The organism is Micromonospora sp. WMMD558, assembly GCF_049315255.1.
Lineage (GTDB): Bacteria > Actinomycetota > Actinomycetes > Mycobacteriales > Micromonosporaceae > Micromonospora.
Genome location: NZ_CP186061.1, coordinates 876,316 through 901,903, shown reverse-complemented (window position 1 = coordinate 901,903; position 25,588 = coordinate 876,316). Strand labels below are relative to the sequence as shown.

28 protein-coding genes and 1 tRNA gene are annotated in these 25,588 nt (G+C 74.0%); 14 read left to right on the top strand and 15 right to left on the bottom strand.

Annotated features, from left to right (window positions below; all coding sequences use genetic code 11):
• Positions 1-147: 147 nt before the first annotated feature.
• Both ACN26Y_RS04305 and ACN26Y_RS04300 read right to left on the bottom strand, forming a co-directional pair.
• Complete coding sequence (locus ACN26Y_RS04305) at positions 148-1,011, bottom strand: oxygenase MpaB family protein (protein ID WP_155329007.1); 864 nt, start codon at positions 1,009-1,011, stop codon at positions 148-150.
• A 44-nt stretch (positions 1,012-1,055) separates the two neighbouring features.
• Positions 1,056-1,484: a Fur family transcriptional regulator gene (locus tag ACN26Y_RS04300; RefSeq protein WP_155329006.1), complete on the bottom strand. Its 429-nt coding sequence runs from the start codon at positions 1,482-1,484 to the stop codon at positions 1,056-1,058.
• Positions 1,485-1,681: 197 nt separating this feature from the next.
• Between ACN26Y_RS04300 and ACN26Y_RS04295 the strand changes: the two genes are divergently transcribed.
• On the top strand, positions 1,682-2,164 hold the full coding sequence (locus ACN26Y_RS04295) for a DUF2231 domain-containing protein (protein WP_155329005.1): 483 nt from the start codon (positions 1,682-1,684) through the stop codon (positions 2,162-2,164).
• Positions 2,165-2,259: 95 nt separating this feature from the next.
• Here the strand turns inward: ACN26Y_RS04295 and ACN26Y_RS04290 are convergent, their stop codons facing one another.
• The gene (locus ACN26Y_RS04290; protein ID WP_155329004.1) at positions 2,260-2,592 is read right to left on the bottom strand and encodes a hypothetical protein; all 333 of its coding nucleotides are present in this window, start codon (positions 2,590-2,592) and stop codon (positions 2,260-2,262) included.
• Positions 2,593-2,862: 270 nt separating this feature from the next.
• On the opposite strand from ACN26Y_RS04290, the gene ACN26Y_RS04285 reads away from it, so the two are divergent.
• Entirely contained in the window at positions 2,863-3,039 is a 177-nt protein-coding gene (locus ACN26Y_RS04285; RefSeq protein WP_196255778.1) for a hypothetical protein, read from the top strand.
• Between the two features lie 66 nt (positions 3,040-3,105).
• On the opposite strand, the gene ACN26Y_RS04280 is transcribed toward ACN26Y_RS04285, so the two are convergent.
• Positions 3,106-3,450 (bottom strand): FmdB family zinc ribbon protein, encoded by a 345-nt coding sequence (locus ACN26Y_RS04280; protein WP_155329003.1) that lies wholly within the window; start codon positions 3,448-3,450, stop codon positions 3,106-3,108.
• 118 nt (positions 3,451-3,568) lie between these two features.
• The gene (locus ACN26Y_RS04275; RefSeq protein ID WP_155329002.1) at positions 3,569-4,198 is read right to left on the bottom strand and encodes a 5-formyltetrahydrofolate cyclo-ligase; all 630 of its coding nucleotides are present in this window, start codon (positions 4,196-4,198) and stop codon (positions 3,569-3,571) included.
• Between the two features lie 85 nt (positions 4,199-4,283).
• Between ACN26Y_RS04275 and ACN26Y_RS04270 the strand changes: the two genes are divergently transcribed.
• The 6 genes from ACN26Y_RS04270 to ACN26Y_RS04245 all read left to right on the top strand — a co-directional run bounded on the left by ACN26Y_RS04270 (position 4,284) and on the right by ACN26Y_RS04245 (position 10,762).
• On the top strand, positions 4,284-6,485 hold the full coding sequence (locus ACN26Y_RS04270; protein ID WP_155329001.1) for a GGDEF domain-containing protein: 2,202 nt from the start codon (positions 4,284-4,286) through the stop codon (positions 6,483-6,485).
• A gap of 9 nt (positions 6,486-6,494) precedes the next feature.
• Positions 6,495-7,451 carry a UTP--glucose-1-phosphate uridylyltransferase gene (locus tag ACN26Y_RS04265; RefSeq protein WP_155329000.1) on the top strand — a complete coding sequence of 319 codons (957 nt, stop codon included), beginning with the start codon at positions 6,495-6,497 and terminating at the stop codon, positions 7,449-7,451.
• Entirely contained in the window at positions 7,448-8,761 is a 1,314-nt protein-coding gene (gene glp / locus ACN26Y_RS04260) for a gephyrin-like molybdotransferase Glp (protein WP_155328999.1), read from the top strand. Before ACN26Y_RS04265 ends, glp begins: the two co-directional genes overlap by 4 nt.
• A 43-nt stretch (positions 8,762-8,804) precedes the next feature.
• Positions 8,805-9,452: a GNAT family N-acetyltransferase gene (locus ACN26Y_RS04255; protein ID WP_155328998.1), complete on the top strand. Its 648-nt coding sequence runs from the start codon at positions 8,805-8,807 to the stop codon at positions 9,450-9,452.
• A gap of 178 nt (positions 9,453-9,630) precedes the next feature.
• Positions 9,631-10,434, top strand: a complete 804-nt coding sequence (locus ACN26Y_RS04250) for a hypothetical protein (RefSeq protein ID WP_196255777.1) — start codon at positions 9,631-9,633, stop codon at positions 10,432-10,434.
• 254 nt (positions 10,435-10,688) lie between these two features.
• Positions 10,689-10,762: transfer RNA gene (locus tag ACN26Y_RS04245), tRNA-Ala, on the top strand.
• 130 nt (positions 10,763-10,892) lie between these two features.
• On the opposite strand, the gene ACN26Y_RS04240 is transcribed toward ACN26Y_RS04245, so the two are convergent.
• The 3 genes from ACN26Y_RS04240 to ACN26Y_RS04230 form a co-directional block, all read right to left on the bottom strand.
• A complete protein-coding gene (locus ACN26Y_RS04240) occupies positions 10,893-11,510 on the bottom strand; it encodes a DUF6461 domain-containing protein (protein WP_422734364.1) in 618 nt (205 codons plus the stop codon).
• A gap of 92 nt (positions 11,511-11,602) precedes the next feature.
• A complete protein-coding gene (locus tag ACN26Y_RS04235) occupies positions 11,603-11,833 on the bottom strand; it encodes a DUF2188 domain-containing protein (RefSeq protein ID WP_155328995.1) in 231 nt (76 codons plus the stop codon).
• 143 nt (positions 11,834-11,976) lie between these two features.
• Positions 11,977-12,168: a general stress protein CsbD gene (locus ACN26Y_RS04230; RefSeq protein WP_155328994.1), complete on the bottom strand. Its 192-nt coding sequence runs from the start codon at positions 12,166-12,168 to the stop codon at positions 11,977-11,979.
• Positions 12,169-12,374: 206 nt separating this feature from the next.
• Between ACN26Y_RS04230 and ACN26Y_RS04225 the strand changes: the two genes are divergently transcribed.
• Positions 12,375-12,854 carry a molybdenum cofactor biosysynthesis protein gene (locus tag ACN26Y_RS04225; RefSeq protein WP_155328993.1) on the top strand — a complete coding sequence of 160 codons (480 nt, stop codon included), beginning with the start codon at positions 12,375-12,377 and terminating at the stop codon, positions 12,852-12,854.
• Positions 12,855-12,862: 8 nt separating this feature from the next.
• Here the strand turns inward: ACN26Y_RS04225 and ACN26Y_RS04220 are convergent, their stop codons facing one another.
• Complete coding sequence (locus ACN26Y_RS04220) at positions 12,863-13,519, bottom strand: 4'-phosphopantetheinyl transferase family protein (protein WP_155328992.1); 657 nt, start codon at positions 13,517-13,519, stop codon at positions 12,863-12,865.
• Between the two features lie 214 nt (positions 13,520-13,733).
• Between ACN26Y_RS04220 and ACN26Y_RS04215 the strand changes: the two genes are divergently transcribed.
• Positions 13,734-14,003 (top strand): hypothetical protein, encoded by a 270-nt coding sequence (locus ACN26Y_RS04215; RefSeq protein ID WP_155328991.1) that lies wholly within the window; start codon positions 13,734-13,736, stop codon positions 14,001-14,003.
• A gap of 68 nt (positions 14,004-14,071) precedes the next feature.
• Here ACN26Y_RS04215 and ACN26Y_RS04210 read toward each other — a convergent pair whose 3' ends face one another.
• From ACN26Y_RS04210 to ACN26Y_RS04200, 3 genes are all read right to left on the bottom strand, one after another.
• Positions 14,072-14,449, bottom strand: a complete 378-nt coding sequence (locus ACN26Y_RS04210; RefSeq protein ID WP_155328990.1) for an MmcQ/YjbR family DNA-binding protein — start codon at positions 14,447-14,449, stop codon at positions 14,072-14,074.
• 18 nt (positions 14,450-14,467) lie between these two features.
• Entirely contained in the window at positions 14,468-15,121 is a 654-nt protein-coding gene (locus ACN26Y_RS04205; protein ID WP_155328989.1) for an HNH endonuclease family protein, read from the bottom strand.
• Between the two features lie 448 nt (positions 15,122-15,569).
• Complete coding sequence (locus ACN26Y_RS04200) at positions 15,570-17,258, bottom strand: dolichyl-phosphate-mannose--protein mannosyltransferase (RefSeq protein WP_155328988.1); 1,689 nt, start codon at positions 17,256-17,258, stop codon at positions 15,570-15,572.
• A gap of 92 nt (positions 17,259-17,350) precedes the next feature.
• On the opposite strand from ACN26Y_RS04200, the gene rsmI reads away from it, so the two are divergent.
• Positions 17,351-18,190: a 16S rRNA (cytidine(1402)-2'-O)-methyltransferase gene (gene rsmI, locus ACN26Y_RS04195; protein WP_422734895.1), complete on the top strand. Its 840-nt coding sequence runs from the start codon at positions 17,351-17,353 to the stop codon at positions 18,188-18,190.
• A gap of 60 nt (positions 18,191-18,250) precedes the next feature.
• On the opposite strand, the gene ACN26Y_RS04190 is transcribed toward rsmI, so the two are convergent.
• Positions 18,251-19,138 carry a hypothetical protein gene (locus ACN26Y_RS04190; protein WP_230688865.1) on the bottom strand — a complete coding sequence of 296 codons (888 nt, stop codon included), beginning with the start codon at positions 19,136-19,138 and terminating at the stop codon, positions 18,251-18,253.
• A 190-nt stretch (positions 19,139-19,328) separates the two neighbouring features.
• On the opposite strand from ACN26Y_RS04190, the gene metG reads away from it, so the two are divergent.
• Positions 19,329-21,131 (top strand): methionine--tRNA ligase, encoded by a 1,803-nt coding sequence (gene metG / locus ACN26Y_RS04185; protein WP_155328986.1) that lies wholly within the window; start codon positions 19,329-19,331, stop codon positions 21,129-21,131.
• Positions 21,132-21,216: 85 nt separating this feature from the next.
• On the opposite strand, the gene ACN26Y_RS04180 is transcribed toward metG, so the two are convergent.
• Together ACN26Y_RS04180 and ACN26Y_RS04175 are read right to left on the bottom strand one after the other, a co-directional pair.
• A complete protein-coding gene (locus ACN26Y_RS04180) occupies positions 21,217-22,068 on the bottom strand; it encodes an alpha/beta fold hydrolase (RefSeq protein WP_155328985.1) in 852 nt (283 codons plus the stop codon).
• 88 nt (positions 22,069-22,156) lie between these two features.
• Positions 22,157-23,404, bottom strand: a complete 1,248-nt coding sequence (locus ACN26Y_RS04175; protein ID WP_422734363.1) for a hypothetical protein — start codon at positions 23,402-23,404, stop codon at positions 22,157-22,159.
• A 199-nt stretch (positions 23,405-23,603) separates the two neighbouring features.
• Here ACN26Y_RS04175 and ACN26Y_RS04170 point away from each other — a divergent pair, with 199 nt between their 5' ends.
• Positions 23,604-24,512 carry a TatD family hydrolase gene (locus ACN26Y_RS04170; protein ID WP_422734362.1) on the top strand — a complete coding sequence of 303 codons (909 nt, stop codon included), beginning with the start codon at positions 23,604-23,606 and terminating at the stop codon, positions 24,510-24,512.
• Positions 24,513-24,594: 82 nt separating this feature from the next.
• Positions 24,595-25,464: a 16S rRNA (adenine(1518)-N(6)/adenine(1519)-N(6))-dimethyltransferase RsmA gene (gene rsmA, locus ACN26Y_RS04165; RefSeq protein ID WP_422734361.1), complete on the top strand. Its 870-nt coding sequence runs from the start codon at positions 24,595-24,597 to the stop codon at positions 25,462-25,464.
• Positions 25,465-25,588 lie beyond the last annotated feature (124 nt).

Here is a 25,588-nt window from a genome sequence, read left to right as displayed (position 1 = left end):
CTGTCGCGGGTCACGGCGAAGTGCGGTGTCCCGGCTTCGGGAAGCCCGCGGTCTGCCGCATCCCGAGTCGGGGACGTGCCGAGCCGGCCGTCCCCGTGCTCGCGACCCCGTCCGGCCGGCCCAGGCCGCCCCGGACCGGGCAGCGGATCAGCCCGGCAGCGGTGCGCCGGCCAGCCGGGCGGCCCGCTCCCTGGCGGCCTGCGGCATCGGCCCCTCCCGCCACCGGCGGGGCACCGCCGCCAACGCCAGCCGCAGCGCGCGTACGGTCAGGTCGGCGGAGAGCGCGGTGGTCGGCAGGCCCAGCCCGCCGTACATCCGCCGGGCCCAGGCCGGCAACAGCGCGAGCGCCGTCCCGGCGATGCCGAGGTACGCCCAGCGGGGCGGCCCCAGGGTGAGCCCGAGCCGGGCCGGCAGGCTGAGCTTCCACGGCAGCGGCGGGGCGGTGAGGAACAAGGCGGTCTCGGCCGCCTCGCGGGTCATCCGCAGCTCGGGCCGGACCGTGCGGTAATACGCGGCCACCTCGGCCGCCGTCCCCGGAACGGTCTCCGGGGCAAGCCCCACCAGGGCGGCCGCCCGCCGCTGCTCGGTGTAGTACCCGTCGATCTCCCCGGCGCTCAACGGCACCCCGGCCCGGCGTGCGGTGTCGAGGAACGACTCCACCTCGGTGACGTGCACCCACCGCAGCAGGTCGGGGTCGTCGATCCGGAACTCCTCACCGGTCAGCGGGTCGGTGGCGCGCATCCGGTCGTGCAGTCGGCGCAGCCGCCGCCCGGCCTCCTCCGCCTCGGCGGTCGTGCCGTAGATCGTGGTCCCCACGTAGGTGGCGGTGCGGACCAGGCGGCCCCAGGCGTCCGAGCGGTAGTTGCTGTTCTGCGCCACCCCGGCCATCGCCCTCGGGTGCAGGGCCTGCAGGTAGAGCGAGCGCAGGCCGGCGACGATCAGGACCGGCTCCTCGTGCACCTTCCAGGTGACCGAACCCGGGCCGAAGAGGCCTACGTCGTCGGAGTCCACGGATCAAGAGTGCCACGACCGGGAGCGCCCGGCCGGGCGTGCGGTCACTCGTCCGCGGAGCGCCGGGCCTGGCAGGAGGGGCAGAGACCCCAGAAGGTCACTTCCGCCTCGTCCACCTCGAAGCCGTGGGCGGTGTGCGGGTCGAGGCAGGGGGCGCTGCCGACGGTGCAGTCGACGTCGGCGATCTCGCCGCAGCCCCGGCAGACCACGTGGTGGTGGTTGTCGCCGACGCGCGCCTCGTAGCGGGCGGGGCTGCCGGCGGGCTCGATCCGGCGGGACAGCCCGGCCCGGGACAGCGCACCCAGCACGTCGTACACCGCCTGGGTGGAGACGGAGTCGAGGCGCTCCCGGACCCGCCGGGTGATCTCGTCCACCTCCAGGTGGCCGCCGGCGGCGAGCACGTCGAGGACGGCGAGGCGCGGCCGGGTGACCCGAAGGCCCTTCGACCGGAGCAGCTCCTCACCAGCGGACATGTGCCAATGACAGCACGCGGCAGGTGAGTCGACAACCGAGCCCGGAGCCGGGTGGCCCCGACCACAGCCGGGAAGTTTCCGGAAACACTGTGAACCGGTCGGACGAGGCGCGCGTGTAGCCCCGGTGAGAGTCCTGGGCGGGCGGACCGGTGCACCGTAGGCTGGCGTCCCGCGATCGCTCCCTGCCGGAGGTGCCGATGTTCAAGGAGATCCTGGGTCTACCGGCGCATGCGCTGGTGGTGCACGCGGTGGTCGTGTTCGTACCCCTGCTCGCGCTGCTGTCGATCGCGTACGTGGCGCTGCCCCGGTTCCGGTCCCGCATCGACTGGGCGATCGTGCTGCTGGCGGTGGCGGCGCCGATCACCGCGTGGGTGGCGGTGCAATCCGGCGAGGAGTTGACCGACGTGTTCGTGGCCCGCGGGCTCCAGGGGCCGATCGTCGACCAGATCTTCGAGCACTCCCGGTACGGCGACCTCACGTTCCGGTACGTGCTGCCGCTGGCCATCGCCGCCGTCGTGCTGCTCGTGGTGACCAGCGGCCACCCGCGCGTCCCGAAACTACCGTTCTGGGTGACGCCGGCGCTGTCGGTGGTGGTGGTCGTGCTGGCCGGCGCGAGCCTCGTGTACGTCTACCTCACCGGGCACAGCGGCGCCGAGGCCGTCTGGGGCAACACGCTCTGACGCCCCTCGCACCCGGCACGCGCTGACACGGCTCCGCCCGGACCTGGCACGCGCTGACACGGCTCCGCCCGCGGACCCGGCACGCCGACGTGGCGTCAGAGGACCAGCCGCGAGCAGAGCAGGCACATCAGCACCAGGAGCAGCACCCCGGCCACGGCACCCACCGCCCAGGTGAGTCGCTGCGCCCGCTGCTCGGCGAGGTCGAGCTCGGCCATGTCCTGCGGGGGCAGCCGCCGGGGCGGTGGTGGCTGCACGTGCAGGGGCGGCCGCCAGCCGCTCGGGGGCGGGGTGGTGGGCGGGGGACCGGCGTACCCGCCGGCCGGTGCCGGCTGCTGCGGTGCCGGGCCGGTCTGGTCCGGGGGCGGACCGTCGGCGCCCGGGCCGGGCCGCCGCCAGTAGTCGTCCGGGGAGCTGCCGGGGGTCGTCACGCCGTCCGACGCTACCAACGCACCGGCCGTCCGACGCCCGGCGCGCGCGGTCGCCCCCGGATCGGCACACGGACGCCGTACGGCCCGGCCGGCGCACCGCCGCGCGCCGTCGCCCTCCGGATCGTGCACGGGGCCCGGCCTCCGGGTCGGCGCACGGGGGCCTGGCCTTTGGGTCTGGGCGCACGGGCCCCCGCCTCCGGATCGTGCACGGGCCCGGCCTCCGGGTCGGCGCACCGGCGGGGACACCCCGCTGCGCTAGTCTTGCCGCTCGTGAGCACCGAGGACCCCGCGACGCGCGGCGACGACGACCGGCTCGTCGACCTGAGCGACGACGACTTCGTGATGCTGCCCGAGCAGACCACCGACGACACGGACCGCGGCTGGGGCGAGCGCTCCGGCGGCAACGACGACTGGCTGCTGGAGCAGCGCCCGCCGCACTGGGACTGACCGTCAGGCGTTAAGAAGGGCCCCCTGTACAACGCGAGGCGTTAACAGGGGGCCCTTCCTTACATCTCAGGAGGAGCTGGCGCTGCTCGCGGCCGGGGCCTTGGTGGTGCTGCCGGAGGAGCCGTTCGACGACGAGGACGTCGACGTGGACGTGGACGAGCTGGACGACGAGCCCGAGTCGCTGCCCGCGGCGGGCTTGCTGGCGGAGGTGCCGCTGCCCGGGTCGGAGCCGGACGAGCGGGAGTCGGTGCGGTAGAAGCCCGAGCCCTTGAACACGATGCCGACGGAGTTGAACAGCTTCCGCAGCCGACCCTCGCACGTCGGGCACTCGGTCAACGGCTCGTCAGAGAAGGACTGCACCGCCTCGAGCTGGTGACCGCACGCGGTGCAGGCGTACTGGTACGTGGGCACGTTCTCCTCCGGTTCTGGCGCGGCCGGTTGGCACTCGACGTCTTCGAGTGCCAATGGTGCGTCATCGCCCCGGATTCGTCCAGCGGAAGTGTGGGGCGCGACACCCGCCCGCGCCCGGTCACGCCGGCGGGGCGGCGTCCAGCGTACGCAGGCCGCCGACCGGGGTGACCACCGCGCGGACCGGGCGGTCGTGCGCCTCGGCGGGCAACTCGTCGACCAGTTCGCCGTCGTGCAGTGGCACCACGGTCAACGCGGTCGACGGGACGCGGGCGAGAGCGCGGTCGTACGAGCCGCCGCCCCGGCCCAGCCGCACGCCCCGCCGGTCCACCGCCAGCGCCGGCACCACCACCAGCTCGGCCTCGGCCACGGCGGTCACGCCCAGCCGGGGCCAGGTCGGCTCCCGCATCCCCCGCCCGGCGGCCACCAGCGCGTCCGGCCCGGCCCACGGCGCCCAGTCCAGGTCGAGGTCGTCGCGTAGCACCGGCAGCAGCAGTTCGGCGCCCGTCGGCAGCGCCGCCTGCAGCACCGCCGGCAGGTCCGGGCCACCCGGCTCGGAGGCCACCGGCACGTACGCGGTCATCCGGCGCGGGCGCAGCCGGCGTACCAGGGCCACCAGCTCGGCCTGGACGCGCCCGGCGGCGGCGATCAGCTCCGGATCGGTCAGCGTCCGGCGGCGGGTGAGCAGCGCGGCCCGCGCCTCGCGCTTCGCATCAGGGGTCACTTCCGCTCCATCAGAAAAATCCGGCACGCAACACTCCTGACGCAACGCTGGTCATGTGGTGGCTCTGTGTCAGCATCGCAAGCATCGGCCGGCGAAGTTCCGGGGGGACCGAGTGACACTGCGCGGGCGCCTGACCGCAGCCTTCCTGACGGTGGTGCTCGGCCCGGTCCTGGTCGGGGCGTTCTTCGTGGGGTCGGCCGTGGCGGCGGTCGACCGCAGCCGGTCCACCGAGCGGCTCGCCGTGGCCGCCGCCGCCGTACGCACGTCGGTGGACGCCCTCTGTCAGCAGCTCCGCGCCGCCGCCGACGCGGTGGCCCTCACCGAGGACCGCGCCGCCGCGGCCGGTCAGGTGGTCAGCCGCGGGCTGGCCGCCGCCGTGCTGGTCGCCGACGTCGCGGGCGGTGTCGTCCACGCCACCCCGGGTGCCCCGCCGACCCCCTGGCGGGACTGCTCGGCCGGCGTCCCGGCGGCCGGGCCGCCACGGGCCCTCGCCGCCCGGGTGGACCTGCGGGACGCGGCCGGGGCGCCGCTGGGCACGGTCACCGCCGCGCAGCCGGTCGACCCGGCGTTCGTGGCGCGGCTCGCGGCGGTCACCGGGGTGGCGGTCACGTTGCTGGACGGGCCCGAGTCGCCGGTCCGGCTCCGCCACACCACCGAGTCGGCCGGGGTACGCGACGCGGTGCTCGCCGCCGCCGGCGGGCTGGACGGCGAACGGGTCGTCGGCACCGCCGACGGCCGGTACGTGCGCCGCGTCGGCCCGTCCGAGGGGCAGCCGCTACCGCTGGTGCTGTCCGTCCCCAGCGACCAGCCGCCCGGCCTGTACGCCGCCCTGGTCACCGCCGTGCTGCTCGCCGCCCTGCTGGCGGTGGCCGCCGCGTGGCGGCTGGCCCGGGTCACGACCCGGCCGCTGGTGGAGTTGGCGGGCGCGGTCGACCGGGTCGCCCGGGGCGATCTGACCGCGCGGGTGCCGGTGCGCAGCCGCGACGAACTCGGGCGGCTGGCCGGGGCGTTCAACCGGATGACCCGGGAGACGGGCACGTACGTGGCCGCCCTGACCAGCAGCCGGGACCAGCTGCGCGGGCACCTGGCCGTGCTGGGCGACACCCTGGCCAGCACCCACGACCTGCAACGCATCCTGCGGGTGATCCTGCACAGCGCGATCGCCGCCACCGGGGCCCGGGCCGGGGCGGTACTGCTGGTGGACGCGGGCGGGTCGCTGGTCGCGCAGGCCACGGAGGGGTTGGCCGGCCCCGACGACCCGCCCGGGCCGGTGCGGGTGCCGCTGGGCGGCGGTGTGGTGGGTGCGGTCGCGGTGACCGGGGAGCCGCGACGCGGCCGGGTGGAGCCGTCCGCCGTACCGCCGGGCGAGCCGCGTTGCCGCACGTACATCGCGGTGCCGTTCGCGGCCCCCGGGGAGGGCGGGGTCGCGCGTCCCGACGGCGCGGCCGCCCGGTCCGCCGTGGACGGGCCCGCGACCGCGCTCGGTGTGCTGGCCCTCTACGACCGGCTCGGCGGCGACGAGTTCGACGACGACGACCTGGTCACGCTGCGCACCTTCGCCGGCCACGCGGCCGTGGCGGTGGACAACGTGCGGGTGCACGAGGAGGCCCAGCGGCTGTCGCTGACCGACCCGCTCACCGGCCTGTGGAACTACCGCTACCTGCGGGAGTCGATCCGCCGGGAGGTGGAGCGGGCCAGCCGGTTCGGCCGGATGCTCAGCGTCCTCGCCCTCGACCTGGACCTGTTCAAACACGTCAACGACACCTACGGGCACACCGCCGGGGACACGGTGCTCGCCGAGTTCGCCCGCCGGGTACGCGACGAGATCCGCGAGGTGGACCTCGCCTTCCGGCAGGGCGGTGAGGAGTTCGTCGTGCTGCTGCCGGAGACCGACGCCCGCGGCGCCACCATCGTGGCGGAGCGGCTCGGCACCGCGATCCGGGGTACGCCGATCACCGTGGACGGGTCGGACACGCCGATCCTGGTGCCGGTGACCGTCTCCATCGGCGTCGCCGTCTACCCGGACCACGGCAGCACCGGCCAGCAGGTGCTCGACGCCGCCGACGAGGCGCTGTACGCGGCGAAGGCCGGCGGGCGGGACACGTGGCGGGTCGCCGCCGTGGCCCGCGCCGCCCCGCCGGTCCGGGAGATCCCGGTACCGGCGGGCGCGGTCACCCCGGACGACGGCCTGCCCCGGGCTGGTGCCCACCGTGAACTGCCGGCCGTCGACGGCGCGCCCGAGCCGGGGTCGCCCGCTCCCGGCGGCGGCGCGTCTTCCGGTCCTCACCCGCCACGGCAGAGCCGTGGCCGATAGTCTCGCGACATGTCGGAGCACTCAGCGAACCCCTCAACGACGGCCGCCGCGACCGGTCGTTCCCGCGCGGTCAAGGCCGTCATCCCGGCCGCCGGACTCGCCACCAGGTTCCTGCCGGCCACCAAGGCCGTGCCCAAGGAGCTGCTCCCGGTGGTCGACCGGCCGGTGCTGCAGTACATCGTCGAGGAGGCCACCCAGGCCGGCCTCAGCGACGTCCTGCTGATCACCGGGCGGGGCAAGACGTCGATGGTGGACCACTTCGACCGCCGCCCCGACCTGGAGGAACGGCTCGCGAAGAAGCCGGAGCTGCTGGCCGCCGTCAAGCGGACCGAGGAACTGGCCGCCATCTACACCTGCCGGCAGCCGGAACAGCTCGGCCTCGGGCACGCCGTCGGGTACGCCGAGTCCCACGTCGGCGACCAGCCGTTCGCGGTGCTGCTCGGCGACGAGTTCGTCAAGCAGTCCGAGCCGCTGCTGCCGGCCATGCTGGAGCTGCAGGCCCGCACCGGCGGCGTCGTGCTGGCCTTCTTCGAGGTCGACCCGGCCGAGACCACGCGGTACGGCATCGCGTCCGTCGAGCCGGCCGAGGCGGAGCTGACCGACATCGGTGAGGTCGTCAAGGTGACCGGCATGGTGGAGAAGCCCAAGCCGGAGGACGCCCCGAGCAACCTCGCCGTGCTCGGGCGCTACGTCCTGCCCGGCCGGATCTTCGACGCGATCCGCCGCACCGAGCCGGGCAGCGGCGGCGAGATCCAGCTGACCGACGCGATGGAGCTGCTGCGCACCGAGGGGGTGCCGGTCCACGCGATCGTCTACCGGGGCACCCGCTACGACACCGGCATGCCGCTGGGTTACCTCCAGACCGTCGTGCAGATCGCCGTCGAGCGCGACGACCTGGGTGCCGAGTTCCGCAAGTGGCTCGCCGAGTTCGTCAACTCCGACGCGTCGGGCGGTCCGAATACATGACCGCGACGGCCGACGCCGAGGCGGCCGCGAACGAGTTGACGCCGCTCGCCGACTACCTGGGCAGTGTGCTGCGCAGGTTACGCGCGCTGCCTCCGCTCGACCTCGACCTCACCCAGGCGTACGGCAACGTCCTCGCCGAGGACGTCGTCGCGCCGCACTCGTATCCCGCCTTCGACCAGGCCGCGGTGGACGGGTACGCGGCGCGCTGGGAGGACATCGCCGGTGGTGGCCGGGGGGTGGGCTACGTCCCGGCCCAGGCCGGTTCGCCGGGCGGGCGCGCCGTCCGGCTCAACGTGGTCGGTGACCTGGGCGCCGCGAGCTGGCGCCCGGTCCGGCTCACCCCCGGGGCCTGCTTCTCCGTCGCCGCCGGGGCGCCCCTGCCGATCGGCGCGGACGTGGTGGTCCCGGTGGAGTGGACCGACCAAGGCATGGCCGCGGTGGAGATCCACCGCGCCCCCAAGCGGGGGTACGGCGTCCGCAAGGCCGGTGAGGAACTGTCCGCCGGCACCCCGCTCGCCCGCGCCGGAACGTACGTCTCACCGGCGCTGGTGGCGGTGCTCGCCGCCACCGGCATCGGGCACGTGGTGGTCCGCCCCAGCCCCCGGGTGGTCATCGTGGCCACCGGCGACGAACTGGTGGAGGTGGGCCGGGGCAGCCAGCCCGGCCAGGTCGTCGACGTCAACTCGCACGCGCTGACCGCCGCCGCCGCCGAGGTGGGGGCACTCGCGTACCGGGTGGGCATCTGCGACGACGACCCGGAGGGGCTGCGCGGCCTGCTGGAGGACCAGACGCTGCGCGCCGACCTCATCATCACCACCGGCGGCACCGGCACGGGACCGGGCGACATGGTCCGGCGGATCCTGTCCCGGAGGGAGGGCAGCCGGGCGGGGCCGGTGACGTTCACCGAGGTGGCGCTCTACCCGGGCACCGCCCTCGGCTTCGGCACGGTCGGCCCCGAGGAGGTGCCGGTGGTCTGCCTGCCCGGCGAGCCGGGTGCCGCGCTGATCGGCTTCGAGGTGCTGGCCCGGCCCGCGATCAACCTGCTCGCCGGAGCGGAGCCGGTGTTCCGGCCCAGCGTCCGGGCGCACCTGCTGGAGACCATCTCCTCCCCGGCCGGGCTGCGCGAGTTCCGCCCGGCGCACGTCGCCGAGCGGCGCGGCGGCGGCTACACGGTCCAGCCGCTGCGCGGCGGGCCGCTGACGCTCTCCGGGCTGGCCGAGGCGAACGGCCTGATGGTGCTCGGCGAGCGGGTCACCACCGCCGCCGCCGGGTCCACGGTGGACGTGCTTCTGTTGGACCGACGTCGATGAGTCTGCTTGCCCTGGGCCGCGTCCCCGGCGGAGGATCGGCCGGGTGAGCCTTCTGGGACGCCGTACGCCCGGCTGGCCGGTCGTACTCGCGGACGGTCCGGTGCTGCTGAGACCGTACCGGCGCTCCGACGCCGCACCCTGGTCGGAGGTACGCCGAGCCAACGAGGCCTGGCTGGCGCCCTGGGAGTCGTCCCTGCCCGGCAGCTGGCACGAGCTGAACTCGCCCGCCGCCTTCCGCTGGGTTCACCGCGACCAGCGCCGCTCCGCCCGCCTCGGCGAGAGCATGCCGTTCGCGGTCTGCCTGCGCGAAAGCGGCCGGGAGAACCTCGTCGGGCATCTCAACATCGGCAGCATCGTGCGCCGGGCGTTCTGCTCCGGCTACGCCGGCTACTGGGTGGACTCCCGGGTGGCCGGCCGTGGCGTCGTCCCGACCGCGCTGGCCCTCGCCGTCGACCACGCGTTCGGCCCCGGCGGGCTGCACCGGGTCGAGGTCAACATCCGCCCGGAGAACCGGCCGTCCCGCCGGGTGGTCGAGAAGCTGGGGTTCCGCGAGGAGGCGTACCACGTGCGCTACATGCACATCGACGGTGCGTGGCGTGACCACATCGGGTACGCGATGACCAGCGAGGAGGTCGCCGCCGAGGGCGGGTTGCTGGCCCGCTGGCAGCGGCTGCGCGCCGCAACCGGGTGAACCGTCCCACCCGTGACGATCGGCGCGGCGTGTCACCATCAGGCACGACCGCCCGTAACCTCAGGTAACTGCAAGCTGCGGCAAGCGCGGCCCGCCCGTACGATCCTCGCCCCCGAGGCTGATCGGTGAAAGATCCTGCGGTCGGGTGGCGGTTGCTCCGAACTCGGTGACGGGAGGGGTGAGGGTGCCGACCTCGGTGCTCCTCGCCGTCCTCGCCGCCGCCGGCCTGCTCGCCCTCGCGCCGGCGCTGGTCCGCCGGTACGACGCCACCGAGCGGCTGGCGGCGGAGCGGGCGCAGTCGACGGCGCGGGTGCTCCAGCGCCGCCGACGGCGTCGTACTGTCCCGGGTCGCCGCCCGGTGAACCCTCCGCGTACCCTCATCGTCACGCTGAGTGAGGGGACTGGTTCGGGGGGCCGCTCCGCACCCGTCTCCGCCCCGCCCGGCCCGTCCCGTCGGTCGGACCGGCTGCGGACGGTCCCGCCGGCCGGTCGCGGCTCCGGGGCCGCCCGCCGTCGCCCACCCCGCCACCGCCACCACACCCCGGCCGTCTACCGGCGCCGCCGGGTGCTCGCCGCGCTGCTGCTGCTCAACACGGTCGAGTTGGTCGGCGTGCTGGTCGTGGGCCCCGGCTTCTGGATCGGCTTCGCGGTCACCGGCACGCTCCTCATCGTGTACGTCGTACACCTCCGCTCCCGCGCGCTCGCCGACCAGCGGCGCCGGCGCGCGCAGGCCCGCGAGGCCGCCTGGCTGGCCGCCCGGCAGGCCGAGGTCCGTCGCGAGCAGGCCCGCCGGGCGGCGGCCCGCCGGGAGGCGCAGCGCCGGCTGGCGGCCCAGCGGGAGGCCGTCCGGCGTACGGCGATGGGCCTGGACCGGCCGGCCGACCTGCCGGCGGTGGCGAACGGCGGCACGGTCTCCTACCGGCGCACGGGCGGCCTCCGCGGCCGCCCCTACCAGTCCGGCCGCGGCACCCACTCGGCCTGACCGCCGGGTGGCCGGCCGCGGTGAGCGCGCAACGTCCGGGAGATCGGGGTGTCGCGGTCGGGGTGAGCGCGCAACTTCCGGGAAGGTGCGGTGTCCGAGTCCGCTGGATGCCGCAACTTCCCGGAAGTCGTGTGGATCTTGGTGTGACCCCGGCGCGCCGGGGGTGATTCGCGGGGAGGGTCGGTGACCTGTTAGCCTTGTCGCCGGCCCGCCCGGTGAATGCCGGGTGGGACCGACGCCGGCACGCCGGCGGAGGGGCTGTGGCGCAGACCGGTAGCGCACCTCGTTCGCATCGAGGGGGTCAGGGGTTCAAATCCCCTCAGCTCCACCCAGCTCAAAGGCCGTTTCCCGTGGTGGGAGACGGCCTTTTTCGATCCTGTGCAGCGGCGGTAGAGCAGCCCCTGCTACGAGTCCCGGCACGGCGGCGTCTCAGGTGGAGCCGGGCGGGCGAGCCGCGATCAGTACCTGCCCGGTACGGCAGCGGCGCCGCACACGAATGTCGCTGACTGGAGGAGCTCCGGAGTCAGCCGGACGCCGGTGAGGTGTTCCGCGAGGGCGAACGCCGCCTCGATGTGGAGCTCGTAGCTGGCGTCGTCGTCCTCGCTGAGGTCGAAACCGACCTGCCGCATCACGTCCACCAGGCCGTCGGGGTCGCTGCCGTCCCGGCCGGCGGGAAACAGCGGCTCGAAATGCAGCCGCAGGTCCCCGTCGTCCAGCCAGAAGAAGTGGTCGACGGCGTTGACGTTGCGGAAGTGGGACACGAGCCGGGTGCCCTTCGACAGCGGGACGATCACCTCGTCGAGGGTGCCGAGGTAGCCGTTGGGTTCGACGGCGAGCGCCCAGTCGCCGAACGCGGTCGCGCCGACGAACAGCCGGTCAGCCTGGTGCTCCTCCCATGCCTCGTACGCCGGCTCGATCAGGTTCTCGGCACCGGTCACGCGGCACTCCTCCCGCGCGCCCAGCCGGTCCAGCAGCCCAGTGGGGGTCAGACCCTTGACCAGGGTCAGGCAGTAGGCCTCCAGCAGGCCGGGGAAGCGGTCGGAAAACCACGTGTAGTCCGAGGCGGTCGTGCTCATGTCCGGATCTTCGCAGGAGCCACCGACACCCACCCCGTACCGCAGAGGCCGCCTTCCCCACGGGTAGACGGCCTCTGCCGTACGTGCGCGGCTCAGCCGGGGATCTCTCGGGGGTCGCGGCTGCGCGGGTACGTGTTCTTCTCGCCGATCGTGCCGTCCTGCTTCTTGATCACGTGCTCGGCGTCGCGCTGCTTGGCCATCTCCCGGCCGGTGGCCTCCGCTTCCGCCTTGGTGTCGTGCACGCTGCTGGCGCGCTGGTTGCCCTCGGGGCGGTTCTTCCACTGGCCGTCCTGCGGGTACGTGTCGATGTCGCCCTTAGCCATGGTCGTGGCCTCCCTGGTCTGCATGGTCGGTCACGAATATCTGCCCCAACCGGGCGCCTCCTGAAACGTCCACACATGCCGCCACGTCAGGACCGAAGGCCGCCCCCGCGCACGGAGGCGGCCTTCCCAGAGAAAGAAAGCGATCAGGTGGTGAAGTTGTCCGGGGTGTCCCGGGCGTCCTCCTGGACGTGCTCGCCGGGCCGCTGACCGTGGATCTCGTCGTGTTTCCGTACCCGTTCCGCCTCGGACCGCTCGTTCCGGTTCAAGTCGCCCATCCGGGCCCGAGCCGGGCCGGCGAGTTGCTCGATGTTGTCGGTCGCCCGCTCCACGCTCATGTCGCCTCCCCTGTCGGCGCGGCGGACAGGGTAGTTCCCCGCCCTGTGGTAGGCGTCCCCGTCAGCGGGGAGGTGAAACGGGCTGGCCTCGTCCGTCCCGGCGCACCCGGTACGCGAGGTGGTGACGTCGGTGCCTCGACGACCCGGAGGGGGCCTTCCAGCCGAACGCCGAGGCCGTGCCGGGATCCCTTCGTAGACTCGACGGCGTGCCCGAGATCGTCCAGTTGCTGGCGTCACCCGTGCACCGCTACGTGGGCCGGCCGGCGGACGGCGCGGCGCCCGCGCCGCCCGGCGAACTCGTCGACGAGGTGCACCTCCGGGCCGGCCTGGGCATCGTGGGTGATCGCTACTTCGGCAAGCCGGCGCACCGCAACGCGAGCGTCACGGTGATCGCCCGGGAGTCGCTGCCGCCGGGCGCCGACCTGGTGCAGGTACGGCGGAACATCCTCACCGCCGGCATCGCGGTGGACGACCTGGTCGGCTCGGTGCTCACCCTCGACTCGGGTGACGGGCCGGTCCGGCTCCAGGTGAACCGGCCGGCGAATCCCTGCGCGTGGATGGACGTCGCGATCGGCGCGGGCGCGTTCCGGGCGCTGCGCCGCCGGGGCGGCGTCCGCTGCACACCCCTGGACGACGGCGTCCTCCGCGTCGGCCCGGTCGCCGTCGCCGTCGCCCACACCGGGTGAAGGGGCGGTTACTCCGGAAGGAGGACGGCTGCGGTACGCACCAGCGCCGGCTCGACGGCGAAGCGGCCGGTGATGACGGTCGGCGGGTCGGCCACCGGGGCGGCGGCCACCCGGGCGGGGGCGATGCGGGCGGTGAACGTCCCGGCCTCCGGGTCGAGCTGCACGTGCGCGTCGTGGAAGTCCAGCCAGGTGCCGACCATCGGGTTCCACACCTTGTAGACCGTCTCCTTGGCGCTGAACACGACCGCCGGCCAGGAAACACCCCCCGGCAGCCGCGCCAGGTGGTCCTCCTCCTCGCCGAGGAGGATCGCCCGGCGTACCCCCGGGTTGAGGTCCTTGTGCTGCTCGGCGTCGAGGCCGACGGACCGGACCTCCGCGGCGCGGGCCACCGCGGCGGCGCAGTAGCCGCGGGTGTGGGTGATCGCGCCGACCACCCCGGCCGGCCAGACCGGCGCGCGGTCGGCGGCGGCCGGCACCGCGATCGGCGGCAGGCCCAGCGCGGCGATGGCGCGCCGGGCGCAGACCCGGCCGGCGGTGAAGTCACGCCGCCGGCTCTCCACCGCCCGTTCGCCGAGGCAGGCCAGCTCGGCCGGCAGCAGGGCGCCCGTCCAGTCCGCGAGGTCGGCCACCACGACCGCGACCGCCGGTGGAACCAGGTCACGCATCCGGGTTCCTCGAGGGGTACGACGCGACGGGTGCCCGCCCGGCAGGTGCCCGGTGCACCGTCAGCGTGTCGACGACCATGGTCGATCAACGTACCGCAGTCATGTAACGTCTGGGCGTTTCACGACGCTGTAGGGCCGACACCCCGGTGGCCATCCACTGTCGACCGTGACTGGCCTGAACCGGGTCGAGGTGCGAGCTGCGAGAGGTAGCGCGATGACCGGTGCTGCGGAACCCCCGTTGTCCACGACGGGAGAACATGCCCCGTCTGCCCCGGAGTGGACCTGCGGGACCTGTGGCGCCGACTGGCCGTGCGAGCCGAAGCGCGACCTCCTGCTGCGGGAGTACCGGCTGGATCGCGCCATGCTCACCGTCTACCTCGGGTCCTGCCTCGCCGCCGCCACCCAGGATCTGCCGTCGCCGGCCGGTGCGTCGCTGCAGGAGCGGTTCATCGGCTGGCTGCCCCGGCAACCCAGGACCAGCTGATCGCGCCCCCACGGCGGTGACGCCGGAGCGGGCGACGCCGGCGTGCTCAGCGCCCGACGGTCACCCGTTCACCGCCGGTCGGTCGCGCCGCCGTCGAGCAGGGCGACGAGGCGGCGTGGGGCGATCACCCGGTACGCGTCCTCGCACAGCTCGGCGATCTCCGGCCAGTCTACCGGCCCGTCCAGGCGTACGCCGAGCCAACCGCGACCGCCCACATAGGGCGGCCGGAAGAAGCGGCCGGGCTCGGCGGCGGTCAGGGCCTCCTGGGCGCCCGGCGGGGCGGCGCACCACAGGTGCGGGAAGTCGTTGGCGTGGTGGCCGTCGGCGTGCAGCGTGACGAAGACGCTCTTTCCCCGGACGAACCAGGTCGGCGAGCCGTGGCTGGGCCGCTCGGTGACCTCGGGCAGGGCGAGGCAGATTGCGCGTACGCGCTCCAGCGGGCTCATCCGCCTCGCCCCTCTCGGTCAGTACGCGTGGGTCACGGTGACCGTAACGTTCGAGCAGGAGTTGGCAACGCTGGTCAGCGTGTTCTTCTCGCCGCTGTCCACGGTCAGCCGCCAGCGGGTCTTCACCGCCGCCCACTCGCGGACGTAGCGGCACCGCTCGTACGTCGGCAGCCAGGTCGCCGGGTCCTGGTCACCCTTGGCCTGGTTGACGTTGTCGGTCACCGCCACCAGCGAGCGGGCGTCGCCGAGGTCGTTGGCGAACGACTGCCGGCGGGAGGTGGTCCAGTTGCGGGCCCCCGAGTCCCACGCCTCGGCGAGCGGCACCAGGTGGTCGATGTCGAGGTCGGACGGGTTGGTCCAGTAGGCGGCGTCGTAGTAGGAGTACCAGCGACCGCCGGAGAGGTAGCAGCCGGAGCCGACCGAGGGCTTGGTGGTGGCCTCGGCGATCAGCACCTCGTACCGGGTGTTGCAGCCGTCCCCGTCGGCGTCGATCCAGTGCGGGAACAGGTCACGGGAGTATCCGGTGCGCACCTCGGAGGCGACGGGCAGGTCGGCGACGAGGGTGCGCAGCGGCACCGAGATCGTCGCCGCGCGCGCCGGGGCGGCGAGGCCGAGGGTCGAGAGAGTGGCGGCGGCCAGGAGGCCACCGAACCAGCGGAGGGTGCGGGTCATCGCGTACTCATCCGATCGGTCGGGGGGTCGGCCGACAGTGCAGTCGTGCCGGGTGCCGGTGGACCCCACGGGGGATGACGAGGATGTTAAATCCGTCGATACGCTGCGGGAATCCGCTGCACCTCGGCCGATCGGTCCGATTCACGCCGGTCTACCGTTAACCGTCTCGTAACGTCCCCATTGGCTGACGGACCGTCAGCTGTCGGATGTAAACCAACTGTCCGGCGTGGCTCCGGTCGGAAATCTGACCCGAGTCGACCCGTTGTGCCGCTGCTCCGGGCTGGTTAAGCTCTCACTGCGCGCTCCAATCGCCCGCTTCCCCCGTGGCAGGCGATCGGGGCGCGCATCTATGTGGAAAGGGCCCGCACGCGCTGCGTGCGGGCCCTTTCCGTCATCCGGCCGTCGGTGTCGTGGCGGCAGCCGGCCGCCGCCACGACACCGACGCAGATCAAATCCAGCGGCCGTCCAGCCACATCCGGTCGGACCAGTCGGCGTACGGGATCGTCTCGCCGACGAAGAGCGGATGGAAGTACGCGAAGCAGAGCGCGACCAGCAGCACGTACGCCCCGACGATGACCCCGCCGACGAGCCGGCGGTCGCGGCTGGCCTCCCGTGCCGCGGCGTCCCCGGGCGGGTCCGGCGGGCCGACGATCGCGCCCAGCACGTACGTCACCGCCAGCACCAGGAACGGCAGCGTCGGCGCGGTGTAGAAGGAGAACATCGTGCGCCCGCCGTCGACGGCGAACCAGAACCACGGCAGCAGACCGGCGGCCACGCAGAGCAGGATCGCCCCGGCACGCCAGTCCCGCCGGGCCAGACCCAGCCAGGCCAGCGCGACCAGGGCCGGCAGGAACGACCACCAGAGCAGGGGAGTGCCGAGCAGCAGGACCTCGGAGGCGCAGCTCGCCGCCCCGCAGGACCCGTCACCGGACCAGTAGAAGGCGACCGGCCGGCCCAGCAGCAGCCACTGCCACGGCCACGACTGGTACTTGTGGGGGTCGTCCAGCTGGGCGTGGAAGCCGTACGCGGCCTTGTGGTACTCGATCAGGTTGGCGAGCGCCCCGATCACCGGGGTGTCGCTCAGCGGGGCGTTCGGCCACCGCTGCGCGTCGACCACCCGGTAGTAGCCCTCGTCGCCCAGCAGCCAGCCGGACCAGGTGGCCACGTAGGTGACCACCATCAGCAGCCCGGCCAGCACCAGCCAGGGTGCCTCGTCCAGCACGGTGTCCCGCCAGGGCCGCCGTGCGCCGGCGGAGCGGCGGACACCGACCTCCCAGAGGATCACCAGGAGCGCGAACGCCGGCAGGAAGTACAGGGCGCTCCACTTCACGGCGCAGGCGCAGCCGAACAGCACCCCGGCCGCCAGCCGCCACCACGGCCAGTTCCGCCAGCCACCCGGGGGCCGGCCGGCGCGACCGGGCCGGCTCGGGTCGAGCCCGGCCTCCAGCGCCCGGGCCCAGCGCCGCCGGCGGGCGTCCCGGTCGAGCACCAGCGCGCCGAAGGTGGCCAGCACGAAGAAGAGCAGGAAGATGTCGAGCAGCGCGGTGCGCGACAGCACCAGGTGGAACCCGTCGAGGGCGAGCAGCAGGCCGGCGGCGCAGGCCAGCACGGTCGACCGGAACAGTCGCCGCGCGATCCGTACCAGCAGCAGCACGGACAGCGTCCCGACCAGCGCCGCCGAGAACCGCCAGGCGAACTCCGGGGCGGTGGTGACCAGGTGGCCGGCGGCCGAGACGCCGTGCTCGGCGTCGGAGTACCCGAAGGCCCACTCGCCGAGCCCGATCAGCCACTTGCCCAGCGGCGGGTGGACCACGTACGACGGGCCGCCGTCCTTGTAGTTCCACTCGACGCCCTTGTCGACCAGCCCCCACGCGTCGCGGGCGTAGTAGACCTCGTCGAAGACCTTGCCCGGCGGGTGGCTGAGATTGAGGAAACGCAGGATCGCCGCGATCGCGACGATCACCGCGGTCGCCAGCCAGGACCGCCCGTCGAGGTGGGCGTCGACGGTGGCGAGCCGGCGCCGGACCACACCGGAGAGGCCGCCGCTGCGGTCGCCGGGAGGCCGGTCCCGGTCCTCGGGAACCGCGTGCTCCGGCTCGGCTTGGCCGGCGGGGTGCGCTGTCGACGCCTGAGTCACCCCGCGATCGTAGGCTGCCAAGGTGGCCGGTGGCGGCCGTCCTCTCCACAATCCCTACCGCCGTCGATGAAGGAGCACCATTCGTGGGAGAAATGTCCGATCCCGGACGCCTGATCCTCCTCGGCGCGCCGCTCGGGAACCCGGCCGACGCGTCCGCGCGCTTCCGCGAGGTGCTCGCCGCCGCCGACGTGGTGGCCGCCGAGGACACCCGGCGGCTCACCCGACTCGCCCGAGACCTGGACGTGACCGTGCCCGGGCGGATCGTCTCGTACTTCGAGGGCAACGAGGAGCGGCGTACGCCGGAACTGGTCGACGTGCTCGCCGCCGGGTACGTGGTCGCCCTCGTGACCGACGGGGGCATGCCGAGCGTGTCGGACCCGGGGTACCGGCTGGTCCGGGCGGCGCTGGACGCCGGGGTTCCGGTCACCGCCGCACCCGGTCCCAGCGCGGTCACCACGGCGCTGGCCCTCTCCGGGCTGCCCAGCGACCGGTTCTGCTTCGAGGGCTTCCTGCCGCGTACCCCCGCCGCCCGGCGGTCCCGGCTCCGCGCGCTCGCCACCGAGGAGCGGACCCTGGTCTTCTTCGAGGCGCCGCACCGGATCACCGGCGCTCTCGCCGATTTCGCCGCCGCGTTCGGGGCCGACCGGCCGGCCGCGCTGTGCCGCGAACTGACCAAGACGTACGAGGAGGTGCTCCGACGCCCGCTGGGCCAGTTGGCCGAGTGGGCCGCCGAGGGGGAGCCCCGCGGCGAGATCACGCTGGTGGTGGCCGGTGCGCCGCCGGTCGCCGCCGAGCGGCCGGACGACGACACGCTGCGCGCCGCGGTCGCCGAGCGGGAGGCGGCCGGCAGGTCCCGCCGCGACGCGGTCACCGAGGTCGCCGCCGAGTACGGCCTGCGCCGCCGCGAGGTCTACGACGTGGTCCACCGCTGAGGTGCAAGGAAGGGACCCTTTCAGTGCACCAGGCGTTAACAGGGGGCCCTTCCTCGCACCTCACCAGGCGGCGGCGAGGAAGCCGACCGTGATGAGGAACGGCCCGGCGGCCGAGGCGGCGATCGCCCAGCGGCGGGCGCGGCGGTCGGCCAGCCGGGTGGCCCCGGCCCAGCGGGCGATCCCGGCGCCGCAGCCCACCACCGTCAGCAGGCCGAGCAGCCAGCGCAGGTGCCCGGCGGCCCCGCCGTCGACGTACGCGGTGCTGGCGTCCGGGCCGGTCATCCGGGCCGCCACCCAACTGCCGGGCGTAGCCCGCTCCGCCGGCACGCCGCTCACCGTCACCCCGTGCGCGACCCACCGGGCCTCGGTGGCGAGGAAGTTGCCCCGACAGCGCTGGGTGAGCCCGCCGCCGGTGCAGTCGTCGATCACCACGCGGCCGGCCGTGGAGTGCCCGACGGCGATCCACAGCGGGGCCGCGCTCACCCAGGCGAAGAACGCCGCCACCAGGCTGAGGGCAACCAGTGTGGCCAGCCCGGGCAGCGGGTCGGGCGGGTACGCGGACCGGCGGACCCGTCGCCGCCACCACTCGAACCGGGCCGACCGGGTGCGCTCGGGCTCCGGTTCCGTCTTGACCGGCGTGCCGTCCCAGTGCACCTCCTCGATCGGCGCCCACGCCTCGTCGCCGTCCGGCGTACCCCCGGCCCGGGAACGACCACGGCGCAGTCGGCGGGGCTGACGGACCGGGACCCGGCGGGGCAGGGCGTCGACCGGCGCCCCGGTGGTCGGCTCGACCTCGACGGCCGGCTCTGCCTCCGGCGGTGCGGAAGGGACCGGCCGCGGGTGCGGCGCCACGGCGTTCCCGCGTGGCGGTCCGGCGGGGTCGTGGCGGCCGCCGGCCGGCGGGCCGGACGGACGCTCGTCGGCTCGTCTGCCACTCACGGTGTCCATTGCACACCGCTGCGTGCATCCGGCCCGGCACGTCGGACCGCGTGTCGGCGACAAATCGGACGGGCTGCCCCGTCGGGGTCGCCGGACCGGCCCGCCGACCGGCCGGTCGCCGGCGGCCCGCGCACCGGGTGACCGACTCGCGCCCTATTGGTTCGCAGCCGTCCGGCGCGGGTCACTAGGCTTGCTGGTCATGAGTCACGTTCTCGCCGCGGTTGCCTGGCCCTACGCCAACGGCCCGCGCCACATCGGCCATGTCTCCGGTTTCGGCGTTCCCTCCGACGTCTTCGCCCGGTACATGCGCATGGCCGGCCACGACGTGCTCATGGTCTCCGGCACCGACGAGCACGGCACGCCGATCCAGGTGCAGGCCGACGCCGAGCAGGTCACCCCCCGCGAGCTCGCCGACCGCTACAACCGGGTGATCGTCGAGGACCTGCACGGCCTCGGCCTGTCGTACGACCTGTTCACCCGCACCACCACCCGCAACCACTACGCGGTGGTGCAGCAGCTGTTCGAGGGGATGCACCGCAACGGCTACATCGTGCCGAAGACCACCATGGGCGCGATCTCGCCGTCCACCGGCCGGACGCTGCCCGACCGCTACATCGAGGGCACCTGCCCGATCTGCGGCTACGAGAGCGCCCGCGGCGACCAGTGCGACAACTGCGGCAACCAGCTCGACCCGATCGACCTGATCAACCCCCGGTCGAAGATCAACGGGGAGACGCCGAAGTTCGTCGAGACCGAGCACTTCTTCCTGGACCTGCCGGCCCTGGCCGAGGCGCTGCGGCAGTGGCTGGACACCCGCGAGGGCTGGCGGCCCAACGTGCTGCGCTTCTCGAAGAACCTGCTCGACGACCTCCAGCCCCGGGCCATCACCCGCGACCTCGAATGGGGCGTCCCGATCCCGCTCGACGGCTGGCGGGACCGGCCGGACAAGCGCATCTACGTCTGGTTCGACGCGGTGATCGGCTACCTGTCCGCCTCGATCGAGTGGGCCCGCCGGTCCGGCGACCCGGAAGCGTGGCGCAGGTGGTGGTCCGCCGACGGGGAGGGCAAGGACGCCCGGGGCTACTACTTCATGGGCAAGGACAACATCGTCTTCCACTCGGTGATCTGGCCCGCGCTGCTGTCCGGCTACTCCGGTGAGGGCGCGCGCGACGGGCAGCCCGGCGAGCTGGGCCGGCTGAACCTGCCGACCGAGGTGGTCTCCAGTGAGTTCCTGACCATGGAGGGGCGAAAGTTCTCCTCGTCGCGCAAGGTGGTCATCTACGTCCGGGACTTCCTCGACCGGTACGACGCCGACGCGCTGCGTTACTTCATCGCCGTCGCCGGCCCGGAGAGCAACGACACCGACTTCACCTGGGCCGAGTTCCTCCGCCGCAACAATGACGAGCTCGTCGCCGGGTGGGGCAACCTGGTCAACCGGTCCGTCTCGATGGCCGCGAAGAACTTCGGCGCGATCCCGCCGGTCGACCCGGCCGGGCTCACCGAGGCCGACGAGGCGCTGCTCGCGGTGGCCCGCGGCGGCTTCGCGACGGTCGGCGAGCTGATCGGCAAGCACCGGCAGAAGCAGGCCATCGGCGAGGCGATGAAGGTGGTCGCCGAGGCCAACCGCTACCTGTCCGAGCAGGCGCCGTGGAAGCTCAAGGACGAGGCCGACAAGCCCCGCATGGGCACCATCCTGCACGTCGCCCTCCAGGTGGTCAGCGACGCGAACACGCTGCTCACCCCGTTCCTGCCGCACTCGGCGCAGAAGATCCACGAGCTACTGGGCGGCGCCGGCGTGCACGCTCCGATGCCGGTGATCGAGGAGGTCGAGGACCTCGACGGCGGGCCGGCGTACCCGGTGCTGACCGGTGACTACACGGTCGGCGCGCGCTGGGAGTCGGTGCCGCTGGAGGTGGGCCGCCCGCTCGCCGCGCCCAAGCCGGTGTTCCGCAAGCTCGACCCGTCGATCGTCGACGAGGAGTTGGCCCGGCTGGGCGGCTGACCCGCCACGGCCCCGGGGCCTCGTGAGCCCCGGGGCCTTCGACGCGGGCCGCGGTCTGCGCACGCCCGCCGCGTCGCGCGCCCGCTCAGGCGCGGGCCATCGTCGGCGCGCCGATGAACTCCATGATCGCCCGGTTCACCTCGGGCGCGTTGGTCCACGGGGTGCCGTGCGGGGCGCCCTTCAGCGTGACCAACTGGCTGCCCGGCAGCATCGGCTGGAGTCGCGCACCGGTCTTCGGGTACGGCAGCACGGCATCCTTGTCACCCTGGACGATCAGCACCGGCACGTCGATGTTCGGCAGGTCACCGCGGAAGTCGGTCTGCCAGGCGTCCACGCAGTCGTGGGTGCCCTTCGCCGAGGCCCGCGCGCCGATCTCCCAGTGCCCCCGGAACGCCTCCTCGCTGACCAGCTTCCCCTTGTTCTCCTGGTAGTTGAAGAACGCGTTGCAGAACTGGGTCAGGTACGCGAACCGGTCCTCGATGATCGCCTTCTGGAAGCCCTCGAACAGGCTCTTCTCGACGCCCTCCGGATTGTCGGCGGTCTGCAACAGGAACGGCGCCAACGGTGCGAGCAACACCGCCCGCTCGACCCGGTCCGAGCCGTACGCGCCCAGGTAGCGGGTCACCTCGCCGGTGCCCATCGAGTGACCCACCAGGATCGCGTTCCGCAGGTCCAACTCCGTCATCAGCACGTCCAGGTCGGCGGCGAACGTGTCGTAGTCGTACCCGAACGCCGGCTGCGCCGAGTTGCCGAAACCGCGCCGGTCGTACGTGATCGTCCGGTATCCGGCGGCCAGCAGCGGGCCGGTCTGTTTCTCCCACGTCGCGCCGTTGAACGGGAACCCGTGGATCAGCACGACCGGCTGACCGGAGCCGTGGTCCTCGTAGTACAGGTCGATGGGGGCGGAGTTCTCCGTCCCCACGGTGATGAACGGCATGCTCTCTCCCCGAGGTCGTGCACCCTCATCGGTCCCCGCGCGCATTCCCGACCCGGGATCCGGTATGCGCCGACGCCCGATCGGGACCTCAGAGCGGGTACGGGTGGTCCACCACCTGGTCGTCGGTCACCTCGGCGCCCGGCGCCCACGCCTCGTAGACGCCCCGCTCGTGGCACTGCGCGCCGGTCGCCACGACCGCCTCCGGGCCCGGTCGGCACAGCCGCATCCGCAACCAGCCGGCCTCCTCCCGCAGCACCAGGCACGGCACCCCCCGCCACCGCGCGAACCGCACCCGGCGGGCCGCCGAGTCGACCGGATACCGGGCCGCCCGGGTCATCGCCAGCACCCGGAAGCCGCCGGGCATGTCGGCGACCGCCTCGTAGTCGCCCCCGCCGTAGCTGCCGACCAACTGGGTGGAGCGGGGCGCCTCCCCGGTCGGGACGTACTCCTGGTCCGGCGACACACCCGGCACCGCGGCCAGCAGGTGCCGCCACTGCGGGCCCACCATCCGCAGCCACCCCCGCTGCTCCGCCTGGTACGTGTACAGCACCACCTCGCTGCCGTCCGCCGGGTACGCGAGCAGGGTCGCGTTCGCCGGCATCGGCAGGTCCGCGAAGTCCCGGGTGATGAACTCCGGCACCAACTGGTTGCTGCTGGGCACGAACCCGGTGCCGAGCACCGCCGCGCCCAACCGGTCCCGGGGCGCCAGCGCGGTCAGCCCCCGGTGCTCGACGCCCACCGGCACGTCGTAGTCGGAGGGGTCGGCCGCCCGCCAGCGCAGCGCGTACGTGATGTCGACGCCGTCCTGCGTCCCCGCACCGTCGCCGCGCAGCACCGCCGTGGCCGCCGGGGTGCGCAGGTGCGCGACGTCGTACTCCCGGTAGCAGAAGCCGTGCGGCAGCCAGCCCCGCACGTACCCGGCGAGCTGCCGGGCTGACAGGATCTTCACCATCCGGGTGCCGCGCCGGATCACCGCGGACCCCCGCACCGCCGCGAGCAGCGGGTCGTCGGCCGCCTGCGGCTGCTGCGAGAGGTGGTGCACGGACGCCCACCCCCGCTCGCGGTGCAGCGGCACCAGCAGCGGCGCCTCCGGCTCCTCGGCCGGCTCGGGGGCGCCGTGGACCGCCGCCACCTCGGTGGCGTGCACGAACCGGCGCCACGGCAGCGCCGACCCCGGCCGGGGCGCCCACTCGAAGCCGGTCACCTCGTCCGCGCTGAACAGCTCGTACGCCGCGCCGCGGGCGATCTCCTCGGCGGGGTACACCGCACCGCCGTAGGCGACGCGCAGCCCGGTCCGTTCCCCGGCGGCTCCGCTGGCCTGGGGGGTGATGCTCACGCCGTCACCTCGCTCCGCTCGGCGGCGACGCGCGGCGCCGGGCTGCCGGCCCGTCGGCGTCGCCCGACATGATCGCTCACGGTGTCATCTCCCGTACGCGACGCTCACTCACCCGGCGACGCTAAGCGCGTACGGCGTAGTCGAGGTGAACATCGGGTGGCGGCCGGGTGGACCACTTCGGTGTGTGATCCTTTGGGTGATGAACGAGCCGACCGAACAGACGACCGAGCCGACCGAATCGCGCCGGAATCGGGCCGCCCGGCGCGCCGGTGAGTTCCCTCCGCCACCCGAGCCGCTGCCCCGCCCGGTGCTGGACAGCCACACCCACCTCGACATCACGGTCAGCGAGGCCGGCGTGCCCGGCGGCGGCCCGGTCGACGACCCGGTCACGCGGGCGATCGAGGTGGCCGCGGCCGTCGGCGTCGACCGGCTGGTGCAGGTGGGCGTCGACGTCGAGTCGTCCCGGTGGGGCGCGGAGGTCGCCCAGAAGTACCCGGCGGTCGTCGCCACCGTCGCACTGCACCCCAACGAGGCGCCCCGCCTGTCCGACCTGGACGAGGCGCTGCGCGCGATCGAGACCCTCGCGGCCCGGGACCGGGTACGCGGCATCGGCGAGACCGGCATGGACTTCTACCGCACCGGCGACGAGGGCCGCGCCGCGCAGGAGGAGAGCTTCCGCGCGCACATCGCCATCGCGAAGCGGTACGGCAAGACCCTGGTCATCCACGACCGGGAGGCACACGCCGACGTGCTGCGGATCCTCGACGAGGAGGGTGCTCCCGACACGGTGGTGCTGCACTGCTTCTCCGGCGACGCGGACTTCGCCCGCGAGTGCGTCCGCCGCGGCTACCTGCTCAGCTTCGCCGGCACCGTCACCTTCGGCAGTTCCGCGGCGCTCCGCGAGGCCGCCGCGCTCACCCCGCTGGACCAGATCCTCGTGGAGACCGACGCGCCGTACCTCACCCCGATGCCGCACCGCGGCCGGCCGAACGCCTCGTACCTGATCCCGCTCACCGTCCGCTCCCTCGCCACGACCATGGGCGCGGACCTGGACGACCTGTGCGCCGCCATCTCCACGACCGGTGACCGCGCCTTCGGACCGTGGTGAAAGGAGGGGCCCCTTATTAACGCCTCCGGTAGGTGAAGGGTCCCTTCCAATCACCGCGGCCAGCCCGCATACGCTACGGGGCGTGACCGGTCTCCTCGGCCCGGCGGAGATCCGGGACCTCGCCGCCCGTCTCGGCGTGGCGCCAACCAAGAAGCTCGGCCAGAACTTCGTGCACGACCCCAACACCGTGCGCCGGATCGTCACCACCGCCGGGCTGGCCCCCGACGACGTGGCGCTGGAGGTCGGACCCGGACTCGGCTCCCTCACCCTCGCGCTGCTGCCCGTCGCCGCGCACGTGTACGCCGTGGAGATCGATCGCACGCTGGCCGGCGCGCTGCCGGAGACCGCCGCCCGGTACGCCGGCCCCGCCGCGGACCGGCTCACCGTGCACCACGCCGACGCGCTGCGGGTCACCGGCGCCGACCTCGCCGAGCCGGCACCGACCGCCCTGGTGGCCAACCTGCCGTACAACGTCGCCGTGCCGGTGGTGCTGCACCTGCTCGCCGAACTGCCCACCCTGCGGCACGGCCTCGTCATGGTGCAGAAGGAGGTCGCCGACCGGCTCGTCGCCGGTCCCGGCTCCAAGGTGTACGGCGTTCCGTCGGTCAAGCTCGCCTGGTACGCCCGTGCCCGCGCCGCCGGGAAGGTCCCACCCAACGTGTTCTGGCCGGTGCCGAACGTCGACTCCGGCCTCGTCGCCTTCACCCGCCGCGAGCCGCCCCGCCCCGACGTACCCCGGGAGCGGGTCTTCGCCGTGGTGGACGCGGCGTTCGCGCAGCGTCGCAAGACCCTCCGCGCGGCCCTGGCCGGCTGGGCCGGCGGCGCCGACCGTGCCACCGAGGCCCTCACCGCCGCCGGAGTGGACCCGGGCGCACGCGGGGAGTCACTCACCGTCGAGCAGTTCGCCGCCATCGCCGCGTCGGCCCCGGCCGCCGCACCCGCCGCCCGCTAGGCTGGCGCCGGACCCGCCCCGGGCCCACCTGAACGCGTACGCCGCCCCAACCGGCCGACTCCGCCGAGGAGCTGATCGTGACCAAGCCGTTCGACATCCGGCCGCACGTCGGGGACCTGATCCC

Excerpts from the sequence above, each read along its gene's own strand:
- ACN26Y_RS04300 (WP_155329006.1), bottom strand. The coding sequence starts at position 1,484 with ATGTCCGCTGGTGAGGAGCTGCTCCGGTCGAAGGGCCTTCGGGTCACC.
- ACN26Y_RS04295 (WP_155329005.1), top strand. The coding sequence starts at position 1,682 with ATGTTCAAGGAGATCCTGGGTCTACCGGCGCATGCGCTGGTGGTGCAC.
- ACN26Y_RS04265 (WP_155329000.1), top strand. The coding sequence starts at position 6,495 with ATGTCGGAGCACTCAGCGAACCCCTCAACGACGGCCGCCGCGACCGGT.
- glp (WP_155328999.1), top strand. The coding sequence starts at position 7,448 with ATGACCGCGACGGCCGACGCCGAGGCGGCCGCGAACGAGTTGACGCCG.
- ACN26Y_RS04240 (WP_422734364.1), bottom strand. The coding sequence starts at position 11,510 with ATGAGCACGACCGCCTCGGACTACACGTGGTTTTCCGACCGCTTCCCC.
- ACN26Y_RS04235 (WP_155328995.1), bottom strand. The coding sequence starts at position 11,833 with ATGGCTAAGGGCGACATCGACACGTACCCGCAGGACGGCCAGTGGAAG.
- ACN26Y_RS04230 (WP_155328994.1), bottom strand. The coding sequence starts at position 12,168 with ATGAGCGTGGAGCGGGCGACCGACAACATCGAGCAACTCGCCGGCCCG.
- ACN26Y_RS04220 (WP_155328992.1), bottom strand. The coding sequence starts at position 13,519 with ATGCGTGACCTGGTTCCACCGGCGGTCGCGGTCGTGGTGGCCGACCTC.
- ACN26Y_RS04215 (WP_155328991.1), top strand. The coding sequence starts at position 13,734 with ATGACCGGTGCTGCGGAACCCCCGTTGTCCACGACGGGAGAACATGCC.
- ACN26Y_RS04210 (WP_155328990.1), bottom strand. The coding sequence starts at position 14,449 with ATGAGCCCGCTGGAGCGCGTACGCGCAATCTGCCTCGCCCTGCCCGAG.
- ACN26Y_RS04205 (WP_155328989.1), bottom strand. The coding sequence starts at position 15,121 with ATGACCCGCACCCTCCGCTGGTTCGGTGGCCTCCTGGCCGCCGCCACT.
- rsmI (WP_422734895.1), top strand. The coding sequence starts at position 17,351 with ATGTCCGATCCCGGACGCCTGATCCTCCTCGGCGCGCCGCTCGGGAAC.
- ACN26Y_RS04190 (WP_230688865.1), bottom strand. The coding sequence starts at position 19,138 with ATGGACACCGTGAGTGGCAGACGAGCCGACGAGCGTCCGTCCGGCCCG.
- metG (WP_155328986.1), top strand. The coding sequence starts at position 19,329 with ATGAGTCACGTTCTCGCCGCGGTTGCCTGGCCCTACGCCAACGGCCCG.
- ACN26Y_RS04180 (WP_155328985.1), bottom strand. The coding sequence starts at position 22,068 with ATGCCGTTCATCACCGTGGGGACGGAGAACTCCGCCCCCATCGACCTG.
- ACN26Y_RS04170 (WP_422734362.1), top strand. The coding sequence starts at position 23,604 with ATGAACGAGCCGACCGAACAGACGACCGAGCCGACCGAATCGCGCCGG.